A 16,636-nucleotide genomic window follows, 5' to 3' on the forward strand; every position below is an offset into this window, starting at 1 on the left:
CATCTGCCGGGCGGCGTGCCGATGCTCTGGATGCGCAAGTGGCCCGGCCCCTGGCCCGTCTTCGTCGACACGGCGGCGGGCGCGCATTTCACGGACCTCGACGGCATCGACCACGTCGACCTGTGCCTCGGCGACACGGGCGCGATGGTCGGTCACGCACCCGCCGCCGCCGTCGCGGCGATCACGGCTCAACTGCAGCGCGGCGCGACCTCGATGCTGCCCACGCTCGACGCCGCCGAGGCGGCGGCATGCTCGCCGATCGGTTCGGTCTCGACCAGTGGCAGTTCACGCTGTCGGCGACCGACGCGAACCGGCATGCGCTGCGCTACGCGCGCCAGGCGACCGGTCGCCGGAAGGTGCTGGTCATCGATCACTGCTATCACGGCACCGTCGACGAGGCGTACGCGACGCTCGACGACGAGGGCCGGGTCGTGGCGCGCCGGGGCAGCATCGGAGCCCCCGTGCCGCTGGACGAGACGACCGTCGTCGTGCCGTTCAACGACATCCCGGCCCTGGAAGCCGCGCTCGCCGGCGGCGAGGTCGCGGCCGTCCTCATCGAACCGGCGCTCACCAACGTCGGCATCGTGCTGCCCGACGACGGCTGGCACGTCGCCGTCCGGGAGGCCTGCGACGGCGCCGGGACGCTCCTCATCATCGACGAGACCCACACGCTGTGCGCCGGACCCGGCGGCATGACCCGCCGCGACGGGCTGCGACCCGACATGGTCGTGGTCGGCAAGACGATCGCAGGCGGCGTGCCGGCCGGGGCCTGGGGCATGACGCGGGACGTCGCCGATCTGGTCGCGACCTCGCTCGGCTGGGACGCCGAGGGGACGCCCGGGCTCGAGGACATCGACGTCGGCGGTATCGGCGGAACGCTCGCGGGCAACGCGGTCTCGCTCGCCGGCATCCGCGCGACCCTCGGCGAGGTGCTCACCGCCGACGTTTATCCCGGGATGATCGCGCGGGCCGGCGAGTGGACGGCCGGCGTGCAGGCCGCGATCGACGAGTTCGATGCGCCGTGGCAGGTGACGCAGCTCGGCGCGCGGTCCGAGTACTCGTTCCGGCCGACGCCGCCGCATGACGGCCGGGAGGCCGCGGAGGCCGACGACTTCGCGTTGCAGCAGTACCTGCACCTGCACGCGCTCAACCGCGGCATCCTGCTCACCCCGTTCCACAACATGGCGCTCATGTCGCCCGCGACCAGCTCCGACGACGTCGCGCGCCACACGGCCGCCTTCCGGGAGGCCGTGCAGAGCCTGTTCGCCTGAGCAGCGGAACGCACCGACCGGAACGTGATGGGATGGCGGCATGAGCACGGTCCTCGTCGCGACGTCCTACGGCCGCCCCCCGGTCTTCGAGCTGATCGAGCGCGCGGCGCCGGCCCCCGGCCCCGGGCAGGCCACCCTGCGCGTCGAGGCGGCATCGCTGAACCCGTACGACCTCACGATGGCCTCGGGCGTGCACGACCCGGAGGGCGCCAAGCTGCCGCTGGCCATGGCGACGGAGGGCGCCGGGGTGGTGACCGCGGTCGGCGAGGGCGCCGTCGACGCGCACGGGGACCCGGTCGCCGTCGGCGACGCCCTCTACGGGGCCCTGTCCGGTGCGGCCGCCCAGGAGGTCACCGAGAAGACGGCGGGCCTGTTCCGCCGGCCCCGGAACGTCGATCCCGCGGAGGCCGCCGGCCTCCTGCTCGTGGGCGCGACGGCCGCACACGCACTGCAGGCGATCGGCGTGCGCGCCGGCGACACGGTGCTCGTGCACGGCGCGTCCGGCAGTGTCGGCTCGATCGTGACGCAGCTCGCGATCGGCCGGGGTGCGCGCGTGATCGCGACGGCGTCCGTGGGGCACCACGAGCGGCTCCGCGGCTACGCGGCGACCCCGGTCGTGTACGGCGAGGGGCTCGCCGATCGCGTGCGGGCGCTCGCCCCCGACGGCGTCGACGCGGCGGTCGACACGGTCGGCACCGACGAGGCGACGACGGTGTCGCTCGAGCTGCTGCCCGACCCGGCGCGCTTCGTCTCGATCGCGAACTTCTCGGGCGCGGTGCAGGCGGCCGGCGGCAAACTCATCGGCGGGGGCGCCGGAGCGGACCCCGGCCGTGAGATCCGCGCGGCCGCGCGGCCCGAGCTCGCCGCGGCGCTGGCCGCCGGGTCGGTGCAGGTGCCCATCGCCCGGCGGTTCCCGCTCGCCGCGGGCGCCGACGCCTACGCGTTCCTGGCCGGCGGGCACGCCGGCGGCAAGGTGATCCTCGAGCCCTGAATCGTGGCGGCGCTACGGCAGCAGCGCGTCGATGACCGAGACGGCGTCGAGCAGCTGCTCGTCGGTGATCGCGAGGCTCGGCAGGAACCGGATGACGTTGCCATAGGTGCCCGCCGTCAGCAGCAGCACTCCCTGATTCGCGGCGCCGGCCGCGATCGCCGCGACGACGTCGGCGCGCGGCTCGCCGCTCAGCGGGTCGTTCAGCTCGATCGCGAGCATCGCCCCGATGCCGCGGACGTCCGCGATCACCGGATGCGTCGCGCGCATCCGCTCGAGCGCCGGCCGGAGGGTCGCCTCGATGCGCGCCCCCTCCGCGAGCAGCCCGCGCGACTCGATGGCCTCGAACACCGCGACCGATGCCGCGCAGGCGACGGGGTTGCCGCCGAAGGTGCCGCCGAGTCCGCCGGGGTGGGAGGCGTCCATGATCTCCGCGCGCCCGACCACCGCGGCCAGCGGCAGGCCGCCCGCGATGCCCTTGGCGCTCAACACGAGATCGGGGACCAGACCGAAGTGCTCCGAGGCGAACCAGCGGCCGGTGCGCGCCATCCCGGACTGGATCTCGTCCGCGATGAAGACGATCCCGTTGGCCGTGCACCACTCCTGGAGCGCGGGCAGGTAGCCGTCGGCGGGCACGACGAAGCCGCCCTCGCCCTGGATGGGCTCGACGACCAGGCACGCGAGGTTCGCGGCGCCCGCGCTCTTGTCCAGATACGCGATCGTGCGCGCGGCCGCCTCGGCTCCGGAGAGCCCGTCGTGCAGCGGGTACGAGTTCGGGGCGCGGTAGATCTCGCTCGCGAAGGGGCCGAAGCCGTCGCGGTACGGCATGTTCTTGAAGGTCATCGCCATGGTGAGGTTGGTGCGCCCGTGGTAGGCGTGGTCGATGACGGCGACGCCCTGGCGCCCGGTGTGCTTGCGGGCGATCTTGACGCCGTTCTCGACGGCCTCGGCGCCCGAGTTCACGAGCAGCGCCTTCTTCGCGAAGTCGCCCGGCGTGTGCGCCGCGAGCAGCTCGGCGACGCGCACGTACGGCTCGTACGGGGTGATGGTGAACATCCCGTGCACGAGGTCGGCCAGCTGCTCCTGCGCCGCCGCGACCACGTCGTCGTCGGTGTGACCGATCGTCGTCACGCCGATGCCGGACCCCAGGTCGATGTAGGCGTTGTCATCGACGTCGACCACGATCGCGCCGTGGCCGCGCGCGAGGTAGACGGGCACGGCCGACGACGCTCCGGCGCTGACGGCCGCGAGGCGGCGGGCGTGCAGCTCCACCGAGCGCGGACCGGGGATCTCGGTCACGATGCGCCGTTCGGTGGGCACCGCCGAAGCCGAGGATCTCGCTAGCGTGGAGGGGTGAACGTCGACCATGCCTACACGGTAGCCGTCGAGTGGCAGGGCAACCGGGGCACCGGCACGTCCGGCTACCGGGACTACGGCCGGCAGACGGTGCTGCGCACGAGCGGCAAGCCCGACATCCTCGCGTCGGCCGACCGCTCCTTCTTCGGCGATCCGGACCGCTGGAATCCCGAGGACCTGCTGCTCGCCTCGCTCAGCGAGTGCCACCTGCTGAGCTACCTGCACGCGGCGATGCGTGCGGGGGTCGTGGTGCAGGCGTACACGGACGAGGCATCCGGCACGATGCGCCAGGAGGGCGACGGCGGCCGGTTCACCGAGGTCGTGCTGCGCCCGCACGTGACCATCTCGGCCGGCGACCCGGAGCTCGCGCAGCGGCTGCACGAGGAGGCGCACGGCATGTGCTTCATCGCGGCGAGCGTCAACTTCCCGGTGCGGCACGAGCCCACGGTCGACGTGGTCGGCCCGTCCGCCTAGAGCGAATCCGGCGCGCGGCGGGTGCGTCGGCGGGCGCCACTGCCTAGTCTCGTCACATGCTGCTGAGGCACGCCGTCGGCGCCGCGTTGCGCCGGGTCCGGCTGGATCGCGGGCTCACCCTGCGCGAGGTCGCTGCGGCGGCGCGCGTGTCGATGCCCTATCTCTCCGAGATCGAACGGGGCCGCAAGGAGCCCTCGAGCGAGGTGCTCGCCGGGGTCTGCACCGCCCTCGGGCTGACGATCGTCGACCTGCTCGTCAGGAGCGCCGCGGAGATCCGGGCGGGCGAAGCTCTGGTGGTCGATCTCACGGCCCGGCGCGACGAGTTCGCGACGAGCGACGGCGGCGTGCAGCTGGCGGCATGAGCCTGCTCGGGCGCCTCCGCAGCACGACCGTCTCGAGCGGTCTGCTGAGCGCGGAGCCCTCGCGCGAGGGTGACCGGGCGACGACGCTCGAGCTGTTCTTCGACCTCGTCTACGCGTTCGCCTTCACGCAGGTCACGGCGCTCATGGCGCACGGCGGAAGCGGCCTGAGCGTGCTCGAGGGGCTCCTCATGCTCGGCCTGCTCTGGGGGCCGTGGAGCTCCTTCGCGTGGCTCGCCAACCAGACCCACGCCGATCGCGGAGTCGGCCGGCTCGGGATCATCGCGGCGACCGTGATCATGTTCGTCGCGGCCCTCGTCACCCCGCTCGTCTTCCGTCCCGCCGAGCACGGCGATGTCGCCCCCGCGATCGTGTTCGGCGTCGCGTTCCTGCTCGTGCAGGCCGTCCACATGACCCTGTACCTCATGGCGGCACGGGACGACACCGGGCTGCGGCGGCAGGTCATCGTCTCCATGCTGAGCGCGATCATCCCGGCGTCGGCGATGCTCATCGTCGGTGCGGTCGCGGGACCGCCGTTCCAGCTCTGGCTCTGGCTCGCGGCGTTCGTGTCGCTGTGGCTGATGATCTACCTGACGTCCAGCGGCGGCAACTGGCGCGTCAAGTCCACCGCGCACTTCGCGGAGCGGCACGCCCTCGTCGTGATCCTCGCGCTCGGCGAGTCGGTCGTCGCCATCGGCGTCGGGGCGGCCGACCTGCCGATCGACGCGACCGTGATCGTGGCGGCGGTGCTCGCGATCGGGATCGGCATCGGCCTGTGGTGGAACTACTTCCACCATCTCTCGACGAAGATCGAGCGGCTCGTGGGCCGCAAGGTCGGCGTCGACCGGGCACGGCTCGCCACCGATATCTACACCTACCTGCACCTCGCCGTGATCGCCGGCATCGTGATCGCGGCCCTCGGCATCGAGTCGACGATGCACGCAGCACCCGGATGGCACGCCATCGGCTGGTTCGCCGCGTGCGGTCTCGGCGGCGGTGTGGCGCTCTATCTCGCGAGCACGGCCTTCCTCTGGCGCCGCGCCTCGGGGGAGTGGGCGCTCATCCGGTTCGCCGGTGCCGCGCTCGCGCTCGTGCTGGTGCCCGCCCTGGCGTTCGTGCCGGCCGTGGTCGCGCTCGCTGTCGAGTTCGTCGCGATCGTCGTGGTGGCGGGTGTGGAGCAGGTGCTCGGGCAGCGGGGCAAGCTCGTGGCGCTGTCGTCGCGTGTGCGCTGAGGGCGCGCTGGTGCACCGAGCGGATCGTCCGGATGTCGGTGGCTGCTGCTGAACTGACGACATGGAAGAACTCCAGGTCATCGGCTCATTCGAGCCCGATGCCGAGGTGCGGGTCGCGTACGCGATCGCCCACGCGGAGTTCGGGCAGCGTGCAGCGGCCCATGCCGCGGCGGAGCTGCTGCTCGGCATCCACGGCACGCTGCAGGAGGCGCGGCGCGACCCGGCGCTGTTCGTCGGGGAGGCGTTCCGGGGCGACGACGCGGTCGCCTTCGCCGAGCGATCGGCGACCGCCGATCTCGCGATGCGACTGCGCATGTCGGAGTCGACGGTGCGGTTGCAGGCCGATCGCGCCCGGGTGCTGATCGGGTCGCTCCCGTCGATCTGGGCCGGCCTGTGCGAGGGCGAGGTGCCCGCGCGCAATGCGGAGACAGCAGCGGATCTCGCGATGACGCTTCCGGCGGGCGCCATCCGCACCGCGTTCGACGATGCGCTCGTCCGAGCCGCGCGCGAGTGCACGCCGGCGCGATTCCGCGACCGGGCGCGCCGCCTGCGCGAGGAGCTCGACCCGGCGCCGCTCACCGAGCGTCACGGCGCCGCGCGTGAGCTGCGGCGCGTCGAGGTCGAGAAGATGCCCGACGGCATGGTCTGGCTGTCGGCCTACCTCGATGCGGCGGACGGCATCCCGATCCGGCGCCGGCTGGATGCGACGGCGCACCGCCTGGCGGGCCGGCCGGATGAGATGCGCACCCTCGATCAGCTGCGCGCCGACGTCTTCGCCGACCTGCTGCTGCGCGGCGGGGCGAGCGGAGCGCCCGCCGTGACGCCGACGGTCGCCGTGACCGTGCCGGTGCTCTCGTTGCTCGGCGAGGCCGAGCTGCCCGGCACGCTCGAGGGCTACGGTCCGATCGACGCGGAGACGGCCCGGCGCCTCGCGGCCCGGGCGCCGTCGTTCCAGCGGATCCTCACGCATCCGGTGACCGGCACCGTGCTCGACGTCGATCGCACCAGCTATCGCCCGCCGGCCGACCTCCTGCGCTGGCTCCGGATGCGCGATGAGCACTGCACCGCGCCCGGATGCGGTCGCCCGGCGGCGGAGTGCGATCTCGACCACCGGGAGGCGTGGGCCGACGGGGGCGGCACGTCGGTCGACAATCTCGCACACCTGTGCCGCCACCACCACCGCCTCAAGCACGAGGGCGGCTGGACGGTGCGCGCCGGTCCCGGCGGCACGACGACCTGGATCTCGCCGACCGGGCACCGCACGACCGTCGATCCGCCGCCGTTCTAGCGACCCGACCCGCCCGCTTCATCGCGACTGCGGGGCGCCGGTTTGTCGAGGTGCCGCCTCGGTCGAGATCACCAGCCGACGAGGTGATCGTCGCCGTCGCGCAATGTCAGATGGGCGAGCTCGCGCCGAGTCAGTTCTGCGACCACGAGCTCTGCTGCCGGCGCCTCGGGGTGCTCGGAACGCCAGTGCGGCACGATCCGCTCCGTGATGAACTCGAGTGTCTCGACGCTGGAGGACGGGCCGGGGTCGTCGATGAGGTCGATCCCCGCGAGGTCCGGGCCGGCGACGCACGCGCCCGCCGAATACCCCGCGTAGGTCGGACGCTCGTCATCGGGAATACTCGTGAACGCACGACGGAACTCCGCTGTCGCCATCGCGCGGGCGAGCACGAACGCGTTGCCGCCGACGACCCACAAGAGGTCGGCGCTCGCGAGCCGGTCGATGAGATTCCCGGGGTCGCGGAGGTCGAGCTCTGCCGCGCCATAGCCGAGCGAAGCCAGGTCGTCAGCTTCTCGATCCCACGAGAGCAGGCGATCGGAGTGGTACACGTCGAGGGCGTTCATGACGACGAGGGCCCTGCCCGCGCCCGGACCGGTCCATCGAAGTCGATCGGCCCGGTGTCCGAGTCGGTACGAGCTGAGATAGAGCCGCGTCACAGCGTCGCGAGCGTCTCCTCGATGACGCCCATCGCGTCGTCGATCAGCGCTTCCGAGATGACGACGCTCGGCAGGAACCGCAGCACGGAGTCCCAGCTGCCGGCGTCGAGCGGGATCACCCCGTTCGCCGTGGCGTGCCGGATGATCGCCGTCAGCGCCGCCGGGTCCGGCTGCGTCGTGCCCGGCTTCACGAGCTCGACGCCGAACATCGCGCCCTTGCCGCGCACCTCGCCGACCACGCCGAAGCGCGAGGGCCAGTCGCCGATCCGGGCGACGAGCGCCCGCTCCACGCGCTGCGCCTCGGCGAGCAGGCCGTCGCGCTCGATGACCTCGAAGACGGCCAGTGCCGCGGCGGTCGACACGGGATTGCCACCGAAGGTGCCGCCGATGCCGCCGGGCTGCACGGCATCCATGATGTCGGCGCGCCCGGTCACGGCCGCGAGGGGGAAGCCGCCCGCGATGCCCTTGGCGGTCGTCACGAGGTCCGGCACGACGCCGTGGTGCTCGATCGAGTACCACGTGCCGGTGCGGCCCATGCCGGCCTGGATCTCGTCGGCGACGAACACGATGCCGTTGTCGTCGCAGTACTTCCGGATCGCGGCGAAGTAGCCGGGCGCCGGGATGACGATGCCTCCGTCGCCCTGGATCGGCTCCGCGAAGAAGGCCGCGACCTCCGACCCGCCGATGTGGGTCTCGATGTAGTCGATCGTGCGGGCGGCCGCCTCCTCGCCGGAGAGCCCGTCCCGGTACGGGTAGCTGGTCGGCACCGAGAACACGTCGCCCGGGAAGGGCCCCATGCCGGCACGCTCCGGCCACGGCCGGTAGGTCATCGCCATCGTGAGGTTGGTGCGCCCGTGGAAGGCGTGGTCGAGGCTCAGGATGACGCGGCGGCCCGTGAACCTGCGCGCGATCTTCACCGCGTTCTCGACCGCCTCGGCGCCCGAGTTGACGAGGATCGAGTGCTTCTCGAAGTCGCCCGGGGTGACCTCGGCGAGCTTCTCCGCGACCCGGACGTAGTTCTCGTACGGGGTGACGGTGAACAGGGTGTGCGTGAGCTTGGCGGCCTGGGCCGCGGCGGCCGCCGCGACATCCGGATGCGCGTGGCCGATCGTCGTCACGCCGATGCCGCAGCCGAGGTCGATCAGCCGGTTGCCGTCGACGTCGACCAGGATCGCGCCGGCGCCATGGTCCATGTAGATGTTCGCCAGGGTCCCTGCGCCCCGCGACACGCTCGCCAGACGGCGCTCCTGCAGCGCGAGCGACTTCGGTCCCGGGATTGCGGTGACGAGCTTGCGCTCCTGCGGCACGCTGAAGTCCATGCACTCAGCCTAGGGTTCCTCGCAGGCGGCATCCGCGAGGATGGACCCATGCCCACCCGCCTCCTGGCCCCCGTCGCCGTGTTCGCCCTGGCCGCTCTCGCCCTGGCGGGCTGCAGCGGCAGCGGCGATCCCCGGAGCACCGCCTCCGACGCGCCGAAGGCGAAGGCCTGCGCCGCGGCGTCCGACGGACCGGTCGCCGACTCGATCAAGATCGGCGGCGGCACGAAGGGTGAGCCGACGGTCACGTTCGACTCGCCGCTGAAGGTCGACGCCACGCAGCGCCACGTGGTCGCCCAGGGCTCCGGCCGGGCGACCAAGCCCGGCGATGTGATGGACCTGGAGTTCGCGGTCTACAACGGCAGGACGGGCAAGTCCGCCACGACGACGGGCTTCACGGGCCACGCGCTGCCGGTGTCGTCCGACGCGAACAAGACGCTGCCGGGTCTTGCGAAGACCATCGCGTGCGCCAAGGTCGGTTCCCGCATCGTCGGGGTGCTGCCCCCGAAGGACGCGTTCGGCACCAACGGCAACTCGCAGTTCGGCATCGGCGCCAAGGACACGGTGGTGTTCGTCGTGGATGTCGTGGACGCCCTGCCCGACAAGGCGACCGGCGCCAAGCAGCCCGCCCCCGCCGGCTTCCCCACGGTCACCGACGCCGCGAACGGCCGGCCGAAGGTCGCGTTCGCCGACGACGCCGCGGCGCCCGCGCAGACGATGATCGGCCTGCTGAAGCAGGGCACGGGGGCGACGGTGGCATCCGGCGACGCGCTCTACGTTCAGTACCAGGGCATCAACTTCCGCACCAAGAAGATCTTCCAGCAGAGCTGGGGGTCCGGGCCGGTCGAGCTGTCGACGACGGGCGTCATCCCCGGCTTCGCGAAGGCCCTGGTCGGGCAGAAGGTCGGGTCGCAGGTGATCGTCATGATCCCGCCGGCCGACGGCTACGGCTCCGGAGGCAGCCCCGAGGTCGGCATCAAGGGTACGGACACCCTCGTGTTCGTGATCGACATCCTCGCCGTCGCGGCGGGCGCGCAGTAGCGTCGCCCCGTGCGCCGCGTCATCGTCCTCGGATCCACGGGATCCATCGGCACCCAGGCGCTCGAGGTCATCGCCGCCAACCCGGACCGCTTCGAGCTCGTCGGTCTCGCGGCGGGCCGCGACCGCGAGGGACTGCAGCGTCAGGGTGCGGCGACCGGCGTGACCGACCTCGCGCTCGGCGTCGACGAGGCCGTGCAACTCGTGCGCAGCGTTCGCGCCGACGTCGTCCTGAACGGCATCACGGGCTCGGTCGGCCTGGCTCCGACGCTCGCCGTGCTCGAGACCGACGCGGTGCTCGCGCTCGCCAACAAGGAGAGCCTCATCGTCGGTGGGCGGCTGGTGACGGATGCCGCCGGGCCGGGCCGGATCGTCCCGGTCGACTCCGAGCACTCCGCGATCGCCCAGGCCCTGCGGGCCGGCGTCCACGCCGAGGTCCGCCGGCTCGTGCTCACCGCATCCGGCGGGCCGTTCCGCGGGCGCACCCGGGACCAGCTGGGCGACGTGACGCCGCGCGAGGCGCTCGCGCATCCCACCTGGGACATGGGCCCCATGGTCACGACCAACTCGGCGACCCTCGTCAACAAGGGGCTCGAGGTGATCGAGGCCCACCACCTCTTCGACGTGCCGTACGAGCGGATCGACGTCGCCGTGCATCCGCAGTCGATCGTGCACTCGATGGTGGAGTTCGTCGACGGATCGACGATCGCGCAGGCGTCGCCGCCCGACATGCGCCTGCCGATCTCGATGAGCCTCGACTGGCCGCATCGCGTTCCCGGCGTCGGGGTGCCGCTGGACTGGACCCGAGCGCAGCAGTGGACCTTCGAGCCGCTGGATGACGATGCCTTCCCCTCGGTGCGGCTCGCCAAGCGCGTCGGCGTGGCCGGGGGCACCTACCCGGCCGTCTTCAACGCCGCCAACGAGCAAGCGGTCACGGCCTTCCACGCGGGACGCATCCCGTTCCTCGCGATCCTCGCGACCGTCGAGCGGGTCGTCGACGCGCACCGGCCGAGCGGGGAGCTCTCGCTCGAATCGGTGCTGGATGCCGAGCGGTGGGCCCGCGACGAGGCGGATCGGCAGCTCGCGGGCGCCCTCAACGAGTGACCCGGGCGCGGCGCCGATTCAGGGCGTCGTGCCGCCGGTCCCGGGGTCCGCGGCCGCCGTGGACGTGCCCGACGGCGCGGGTGTCGGCGTGCCGCCTCCCGGACCGGGCGTGCCGGTCGGCGCGACGCTCGGCGCGATCGGCGCGGCCGTCGGGCCGGCCGGCGGTGCGCTGCCGATGCGGCCCGGAGCGTTCGTGCGCCCCGTCGCCTCCCCATCCGTGATCGACGGCGAGGCGGACGACGAGCCGGTGAGGGCCGGGGGAGCGGGGGTCCGGTGGGGCTGCGGCAGGCTGAGGGCGATCGCGATCGCGGCGACGATCACGGCCGCGACCACGGCCACCGCGGTGATCAGGATGCCGCGGCGGGTGCGGCGTGCGGGGGGCGCGTCCGCGACGCCGGCATCCACCGGTGCGGTCGGCTCGGCCGCTGCAGCCCCGGCCGCCATCCCCGCGCCCGCCACGACCGGCAGCCGCGCTGTCGGTCCGGTGGCGTCGGAAGCCGAGGCGACCGGGACCGTCGCCGGGGTCGTCGCGGGCGCCGGGGCCGCGCTCGCGGCGCGCATCCGGCCGAGCCGCGCGAGAGCCTCGCGGGCGTCGATCCGCTCGTCGGGATCCATCCGGCACATCGCCGTCAGCAGCCCCTGCCAGTCCGCGCCGAGTTCCGGGGGGACGGTCGGCTCGCGCACCAATCGGGCGGCGGCGGTCTCGGACACGGTCCCGGGGAATGCGCGCTCGCCGGTCAGGCACTCGAGCAGCACGAGCCCGAGGGAATAGACGTCGGCTTTCGGGGTCGGCTCGCGCCCCGCCACCTGCTCCGGGCTGAGGTAGGCCGCGGTGCCGATCGTCGTGCCCGCGGTCGTGAGTCCCGCGTCGTCGGCCAGACGCGCGATCCCGAAGTCGGCGAGCTTCGCCGGGAGCGCGGAGCCCTCACCCGGCAACAGGATGTTGGACGGCTTGACGTCGCGGTGCACCGCTCCGCGGCGCGCGAGCGACTCGAGCGCCGCAGCCATCGCGAGCCCGATCCCGCGGGTCTGGGCCGGAGGAACCGGCCCGCGCGTCAGCCGGGTCGCCAGGTCCTCCCCGTCGACCAGCTCCATCACGAGGTAGGCCGGATCGCCCTCCAGCTGCGCGTCGAACAGGGCGACGACGGCGGGGTGCGCCGTTCCCGCGAGCAGGTGCATCTCGGTGCGCCGACGCGCCTCGTCGCCGGAGTGGCCGCTGGCCGGGGCGAACAGCTTGACGGCGACCTCGCGATCGAGCAGCTCGTCGCTCGCGCGCCAGACCGTGCCCATCCCGCCCGCGCCCAGCGTCGCGAGCAGGCGGTATCGGCCCGCCAGGACCGTGTCGGGGTGCGCGTCCATGTCGGCTTCGTCCATGTCGGCTTCATGGTCCGCGCGCCGAGCCGTCGGATCGGCGCGCCCTCAGGCGTCTCCCAGTCGGCCCGAGCCACCGAGGCGGCTGCGCCGTGCCGTCGATGACAGAACTCTCACGCGCGCCGCGCGCCGGGGCGCGGCCGCTCAGGTGCCCCCAGGCCTGGGGTCCGGATTTCTCAGGCGGCGGCACGTACTCTCGTCGTCGTGGAGACCGTGCTGCTCTTCGTCCTCGGCGTGCTGATCATCGTCGTGGGCCTCGTCGTGTCGATCGGCCTCCACGAGCTCGGGCACTTCACGTTCGCGAAGCTCTTCAAGGTGCGGGTCGGGCAGTTCATGATCGGCTTCGGGCCGACGCTCTGGTCGCGCCGCCGGGGCGAGACCGAGTACGGCGTCAAGGCCATCCCGCTCGGCGGCTACATCTCGATGGCGGGCATGTTCCCACCGGCCAAGCGCGGCGACGAGCCGCGCGACGGGCGACCCGGCGCCACCTTCGCGCAGCCCGAGCACGCGCGGCCCTCGACGACCGGCCTGTTCAACGTGCTCGTGCAGGACGCCCGGGATGCCTCCGCCGACACGATCCTCGTCGGCGAGGAGGAGCGCGTCTTCTACCGGCTCGTGTGGTGGAAGCGCGTCATCATCATGCTCGCCGGGCCCGCGATGAACCTCGTGCTGGCGATCGTGTTCGCGGCGATCCTCGTCTGCGGCCTCGGCCTCCCGGTGCCCTCGACGACGATCGCGGACGTCGGCAGCGGGACCCCCGCCGCCGCGGGCGGCCTGCGGGCCGACGACCGGGTGGTCGAGATCGACGGCACCGACGTGACGAGCTACACGCAGATGACCGCCCTCATCCGGGCCCACGCCGGCCGGCAGATGAGCGTCGTCGTCGATCGCGACGGGTCCCGGGAGACGCTGCAGGTCACCCCCGAGGCACGGCGGGTGCAGGTGTCCGACCGGTGGGGCACCCCGAGCACCGACTGGCTCGGCCAGCCCGTGCTGACCCGGGCCGGATTCCTCGGCATCGGCAACTACACCACGATCCAGCGCCAGGACCTCGGCAGCGCCTTCGCGTACCTCGGCTCGGACATCCAGGGCATCGTGAAGATCGTCGTCACGCTGCCGGCCCGCGTCACGCAGACCGTGCAGTCCACGATCGAGGGCAAGAAGCGCGACAGCAGCGGCCCGATCAGTCTCGTCGGCATCGGCGAGATCGCCGGGCAGGTGGCGGCCTCCGACTCGCCGATCCTGAACCGCACCGTCGCCATGGTGAGCGTGCTCGCCCAGCTCAACGTCGCGCTCTTCGTCTTCAACATGGTGCCGCTGCTGCCGCTGGACGGCGGCCACGTGGTCGGCGCGGTCTGGGAGGCCGTGCGCCGCCGGTTCGCGGCGTGGTTCAAGCGCCCGGACCCCGGTCCCGTCGACATGGCCAAGCTCGTGCCGCTCACGCTGCTCGTGACGGGCGTGCTCGCCCTCATGAGTCTCGCGCTCATCGTCGTCGACATCGTCAACCCGATCATCATCTCCTAGCGACCTGACGGACCCCTCCCACCCGGCGGCGCCCAGGTCGCGGACCTAGGCTGGAGACATGCCTGCGGTCAACATCGGGATGCCGAAGCCTCCGCCCGAGACCCTCGCTCCGCGCCGGACGAGCCGCCAGATCCGGGTCGGCAAGGTGCTCGTGGGCGGCGACGCGCCGGTGAGCGTGCAGTCGATGACCACGACGCCCACCACGAACATCAACGCGACCCTGCAGCAGATCGCCGAGCTCACGGCGTCCGGCTGCGACATCGTGCGCGTCGCGGTGCCGAGCCAGGACGACGCCGACGTGCTGCCGATCATCGCCAAGAAGAGCCAGATCCCGGTCATCGCCGACATCCACTTCCAGCCGAAGTACGTGTTCCAGGCGATCGACGCCGGCTGCGGGGCGGTCCGGGTCAACCCCGGCAACATCCGCAAGTTCGACGACCAGGTCGGCGCGATCGCGAAGGCGGCCAAGGACGCGGGCGTCTCGCTGCGCATCGGCGTCAACGCCGGGTCGCTCGACAAGCGCCTGCTCGAGAAGTACGGCAAGGCGACGCCCGAGGCGCTCGTCGAGAGCGCGGTGTGGGAGGCGAGCCTGTTCGAGGAGCACGACTTCCACGACTTCAAGATCTCGGTCAAGCACAACGACCCGGTCGTGATGGTCAAGGCGTACCGGATGCTGGCCGAGCGCGGCGACTGGCCGCTGCACCTCGGCGTCACGGAGGCCGGCCCCGCCTTCCAGGGCACGATCAAGTCGGCGACGGCGTTCGGCATCCTGCTCTCCGAGGGGATCGGCGACACCATCCGCGTCTCGCTCTCGGCGCCTCCCGCCGAGGAGGTCAAGGTCGGGCTGCAGATCCTGCAGTCGCTGAACCTCCGCGAGCGCAAGCTCGAGATCGTGTCGTGCCCCTCGTGCGGCCGCGCCCAGGTCGACGTCTACACGCTCGCCGACAGCGTGACGGAGGGACTGCAGGGCATGACCGTGCCGCTGCGGGTCGCGGTCATGGGCTGCGTCGTCAACGGCCCCGGTGAGGCGCGCGAGGCGGACCTCGGCGTCGCCTCCGGCAACGGCAAGGGCCAGATCTTCGTCAAGGGCCAGGTCATCAAGACCGTGCCCGAGTCGGAGATCGTCGCGACCCTCATCGCGGAGGCCAACCGCCTCGCCGACGAACTCGGGCCCGACGCCGCCCTCGGCACCCCGGAGGTCGTCGCCTCCGGGCACTGAGCTGCGCTCGGCGCGCACGCCATCAGGTGCGGCGCCGGCCGTGGCCCCCGTCCGGGTCCGACTGGGGTTGGGGATATCCGCGCCCCGAGAACGCGACATACGCTCGCGATGTCGACGTCGTCGTCGGCTCGCGACCGCACCTGTCGCGATTTCCGGAAGCCCGCACCCGAAGCGGGCGAAGGGGGATCAGGAAATGGGCAAGCGCATCGGTGTGGGCCGCGTCACGCGGCGCACCAAGTTCATGGCCGTGGGAGCGGCGGGAGCCGTTCTCCTCGGCGGAATCGGCGTCACCTCGCTGGCGGCCTGGACGGACCAGGAGTTCGTGCAGGGAGGGTTCAACGGCAGCGCCGGCGTCGGCACCTCGACGTTCAACGTGCTGCAGAGCGTGGCCGGGGACTCCAGTTCGTTCACCGACCGGGAGACCTCTCCGGGCGGTGTCATCGACTTCTCATCGGTGGCCGCCGCCCTCTCGCCGGGCGCCACCGTGTACGGCTGGGTGCAGCTGAAGACCGACGACCCGTCGATCGACGGCACCCTCGCGCTCAAATCGAGCACCGCGACGGCGACCGGGCTGGCGCAGTACCTCAGCTACGGCGCGACGATCGTGCCGGACACCGGCACCTGCACGGCGAACGGCTTCGCGACGGCGGCCGGTACGGCGAGCAACGTCCTCACCGCCGCCGGACAGCCGGTGACGGCGGACAGCACGCAGACGTTCACCCTCGCGGCCAACGGCGCCGAGACCAGGACGGTGTGCTTCCAGATCCACATGCAGGATGCCGACGTGCCCGACACGGCGATGGGTCTCAGCTTCACGCCGATCTGGTACTTCGACGCGATCTCCTCGTAGCCGGATGCTCACGGGATCGGCGCTCGCCGACCCGGTCGCCGCCCCGGCCACAGGGCTGCGACCGCGCCGTCGCCGACGTCGCGCATCTTGGCTGAAACCGGCCGTCGTCACCGTGGTGGGCGTTTTCGGCCTGCTCGTCGTCGGCGTCGCCGTGCTGCCGCTCACCGGCTGGCAGGTCGTGCGGCTCGCGACGGGCTCGATGTCGCCCGGGTTCCCGCCCGACTCGCTGCTGCTGGCCGAGCAGATCCCGGCCGCGCAGGCGCGCGTCGGCGACATCGTGATGGTGCAGCGACCCGGCTCCCTGCCCGTGACCCACCGCGTCGTCTCGACCGCGGCGCGCGGCACGGCGACCGAGCTGGTGCTGAAGGGCGACGCGAACCCGGCGCCCGATCCGGCACCGTACGACGTCGCGAGGGTGACTCGCGTCGTGGGAGGCGTCCCGTGGGGAGGTCAGGTCGTCACCGCCGCCCGCTCGCCCTGGGCGCTCGGCGGGCTGACCGTCACGGCGAGCCTGCTCGTGCTCTGGGCCTGGTGGCCGCGCGGCGGCGAGCCCGAGATGAATCCGCGGTCCGCGTCGCCCGGGGGCTGAG

Annotated in this window: 16 protein-coding genes; 12 read left to right on the plus strand and 4 right to left on the minus strand. The window is 72.6% G+C overall.

Annotated features, from left to right (window positions below):
• Positions 1-248 precede the first annotated feature (248 nt).
• Together ABD285_RS09830 and ABD285_RS09835 are read left to right on the plus strand one after the other, a co-directional pair.
• Positions 249-1,271 (plus strand): transaminase, encoded by a 1,023-nt coding sequence (locus ABD285_RS09830; RefSeq protein ID WP_284252532.1) that lies wholly within the window; start codon positions 249-251, stop codon positions 1,269-1,271.
• 40 nt (positions 1,272-1,311) lie between these two features.
• Positions 1,312-2,262 carry an NADP-dependent oxidoreductase gene (locus ABD285_RS09835; RefSeq protein ID WP_344202299.1) on the plus strand — a complete coding sequence of 317 codons (951 nt, stop codon included), beginning with the start codon at positions 1,312-1,314 and terminating at the stop codon, positions 2,260-2,262.
• Between the two features lie 12 nt (positions 2,263-2,274).
• Here the strand turns inward: ABD285_RS09835 and gabT are convergent, their stop codons facing one another.
• Positions 2,275-3,627 (minus strand): 4-aminobutyrate--2-oxoglutarate transaminase, encoded by a 1,353-nt coding sequence (gabT, locus tag ABD285_RS09840; protein WP_284252530.1) that lies wholly within the window; start codon positions 3,625-3,627, stop codon positions 2,275-2,277.
• On the opposite strand from gabT, the gene ABD285_RS09845 reads away from it, so the two are divergent.
• From ABD285_RS09845 to ABD285_RS09860, 4 genes are all read left to right on the plus strand, one after another.
• Positions 3,613-4,089 carry an OsmC family protein gene (locus ABD285_RS09845; protein WP_284252528.1) on the plus strand — a complete coding sequence of 159 codons (477 nt, stop codon included), beginning with the start codon at positions 3,613-3,615 and terminating at the stop codon, positions 4,087-4,089. The genes gabT and ABD285_RS09845 overlap by 15 nt on opposite strands.
• A gap of 56 nt (positions 4,090-4,145) precedes the next feature.
• Complete coding sequence (locus ABD285_RS09850; RefSeq protein WP_284252526.1) at positions 4,146-4,451, plus strand: helix-turn-helix domain-containing protein; 306 nt, start codon at positions 4,146-4,148, stop codon at positions 4,449-4,451.
• Positions 4,448-5,680 (plus strand): low temperature requirement protein A, encoded by a 1,233-nt coding sequence (locus tag ABD285_RS09855; protein ID WP_344202306.1) that lies wholly within the window; start codon positions 4,448-4,450, stop codon positions 5,678-5,680. The genes ABD285_RS09850 and ABD285_RS09855 overlap by 4 nt, the downstream gene beginning before the upstream one ends.
• Before the next feature lie 61 nt (positions 5,681-5,741).
• Positions 5,742-6,968, plus strand: coding sequence for an HNH endonuclease signature motif containing protein (locus ABD285_RS09860; RefSeq protein WP_284252522.1), 1,227 nt, complete (start codon positions 5,742-5,744; stop codon positions 6,966-6,968).
• A gap of 68 nt (positions 6,969-7,036) precedes the next feature.
• On the opposite strand, the gene ABD285_RS09865 is transcribed toward ABD285_RS09860, so the two are convergent.
• Both ABD285_RS09865 and ABD285_RS09870 read right to left on the minus strand, forming a co-directional pair.
• Positions 7,037-7,531 carry a Type 1 glutamine amidotransferase-like domain-containing protein gene (locus ABD285_RS09865; protein ID WP_284252520.1) on the minus strand — a complete coding sequence of 165 codons (495 nt, stop codon included), beginning with the start codon at positions 7,529-7,531 and terminating at the stop codon, positions 7,037-7,039.
• Between the two features lie 89 nt (positions 7,532-7,620).
• Complete coding sequence (locus tag ABD285_RS09870; RefSeq protein ID WP_344202311.1) at positions 7,621-8,943, minus strand: aminotransferase class III-fold pyridoxal phosphate-dependent enzyme; 1,323 nt, start codon at positions 8,941-8,943, stop codon at positions 7,621-7,623.
• A gap of 48 nt (positions 8,944-8,991) precedes the next feature.
• Between ABD285_RS09870 and ABD285_RS09875 the strand changes: the two genes are divergently transcribed.
• Together ABD285_RS09875 and dxr are read left to right on the plus strand one after the other, a co-directional pair.
• Complete coding sequence (locus ABD285_RS09875; protein ID WP_344202314.1) at positions 8,992-9,981, plus strand: FKBP-type peptidyl-prolyl cis-trans isomerase; 990 nt, start codon at positions 8,992-8,994, stop codon at positions 9,979-9,981.
• 9 nt (positions 9,982-9,990) lie between these two features.
• The gene (dxr, locus tag ABD285_RS09880) at positions 9,991-11,082 is read left to right on the plus strand and encodes a 1-deoxy-D-xylulose-5-phosphate reductoisomerase (RefSeq protein ID WP_284252515.1); all 1,092 of its coding nucleotides are present in this window, start codon (positions 9,991-9,993) and stop codon (positions 11,080-11,082) included.
• An 18-nt stretch (positions 11,083-11,100) separates the two neighbouring features.
• On the opposite strand, the gene ABD285_RS09885 is transcribed toward dxr, so the two are convergent.
• Positions 11,101-12,456, minus strand: coding sequence for a serine/threonine-protein kinase (locus ABD285_RS09885; RefSeq protein ID WP_344202317.1), 1,356 nt, complete (start codon positions 12,454-12,456; stop codon positions 11,101-11,103).
• 201 nt (positions 12,457-12,657) lie between these two features.
• On the opposite strand from ABD285_RS09885, the gene ABD285_RS09890 reads away from it, so the two are divergent.
• The 4 genes from ABD285_RS09890 (at position 12,658) to ABD285_RS09905 (ending at position 16,635) form a co-directional block, all read left to right on the plus strand.
• Positions 12,658-13,977, plus strand: a complete 1,320-nt coding sequence (locus tag ABD285_RS09890; protein WP_344202320.1) for a M50 family metallopeptidase — start codon at positions 12,658-12,660, stop codon at positions 13,975-13,977.
• A gap of 79 nt (positions 13,978-14,056) precedes the next feature.
• Complete coding sequence (gene ispG / locus ABD285_RS09895; protein ID WP_284255573.1) at positions 14,057-15,196, plus strand: flavodoxin-dependent (E)-4-hydroxy-3-methylbut-2-enyl-diphosphate synthase; 1,140 nt, start codon at positions 14,057-14,059, stop codon at positions 15,194-15,196.
• 193 nt (positions 15,197-15,389) lie between these two features.
• The gene (locus ABD285_RS09900) at positions 15,390-16,046 is read left to right on the plus strand and encodes a SipW-dependent-type signal peptide-containing protein (protein ID WP_284252504.1); all 657 of its coding nucleotides are present in this window, start codon (positions 15,390-15,392) and stop codon (positions 16,044-16,046) included.
• Between the two features lie 4 nt (positions 16,047-16,050).
• Positions 16,051-16,635 (plus strand): signal peptidase I, encoded by a 585-nt coding sequence (locus ABD285_RS09905; protein ID WP_284252502.1) that lies wholly within the window; start codon positions 16,051-16,053, stop codon positions 16,633-16,635.
• The last annotated feature ends 1 nt before the right edge of the window (position 16,636 follow it).

Origin of the sequence: Pseudolysinimonas kribbensis, assembly GCF_039531715.1 — a bacterium.
GTDB lineage: Bacteria > Actinomycetota > Actinomycetes > Actinomycetales > Microbacteriaceae > Pseudolysinimonas > Pseudolysinimonas kribbensis.

What these genes read in the sequence shown, in the direction of transcription:
- ABD285_RS09875 (WP_344202314.1), top strand. Translation starts at nt 8,992, where the DNA reads ATGCCCACCCGCCTCCTGGCCCCCGTCGCCGTGTTCGCCCTGGCCGCT.
- ABD285_RS09850 (WP_284252526.1), top strand. Translation starts at nt 4,146, where the DNA reads ATGCTGCTGAGGCACGCCGTCGGCGCCGCGTTGCGCCGGGTCCGGCTG.
- ABD285_RS09870 (WP_344202311.1), bottom strand. Translation starts at nt 8,943, where the DNA reads ATGGACTTCAGCGTGCCGCAGGAGCGCAAGCTCGTCACCGCAATCCCG.
- ABD285_RS09900 (WP_284252504.1), top strand. Translation starts at nt 15,390, where the DNA reads ATGGGCAAGCGCATCGGTGTGGGCCGCGTCACGCGGCGCACCAAGTTC.
- ABD285_RS09885 (WP_344202317.1), bottom strand. Translation starts at nt 12,456, where the DNA reads ATGGACGAAGCCGACATGGACGCGCACCCCGACACGGTCCTGGCGGGC.
- ABD285_RS09905 (WP_284252502.1), top strand. Translation starts at nt 16,051, where the DNA reads ATGCTCACGGGATCGGCGCTCGCCGACCCGGTCGCCGCCCCGGCCACA.
- ABD285_RS09860 (WP_284252522.1), top strand. Translation starts at nt 5,742, where the DNA reads ATGGAAGAACTCCAGGTCATCGGCTCATTCGAGCCCGATGCCGAGGTG.
- ispG (WP_284255573.1), top strand. Translation starts at nt 14,057, where the DNA reads ATGCCGAAGCCTCCGCCCGAGACCCTCGCTCCGCGCCGGACGAGCCGC.
- ABD285_RS09835 (WP_344202299.1), top strand. Translation starts at nt 1,312, where the DNA reads ATGAGCACGGTCCTCGTCGCGACGTCCTACGGCCGCCCCCCGGTCTTC.
- gabT (WP_284252530.1), bottom strand. Translation starts at nt 3,627, where the DNA reads ATGGTCGACGTTCACCCCTCCACGCTAGCGAGATCCTCGGCTTCGGCG.
- ABD285_RS09830 (WP_284252532.1), top strand. Translation starts at nt 249, where the DNA reads ATGCTCGCCGATCGGTTCGGTCTCGACCAGTGGCAGTTCACGCTGTCG.
- ABD285_RS09855 (WP_344202306.1), top strand. Translation starts at nt 4,448, where the DNA reads ATGAGCCTGCTCGGGCGCCTCCGCAGCACGACCGTCTCGAGCGGTCTG.
- ABD285_RS09865 (WP_284252520.1), bottom strand. Translation starts at nt 7,531, where the DNA reads ATGAACGCCCTCGACGTGTACCACTCCGATCGCCTGCTCTCGTGGGAT.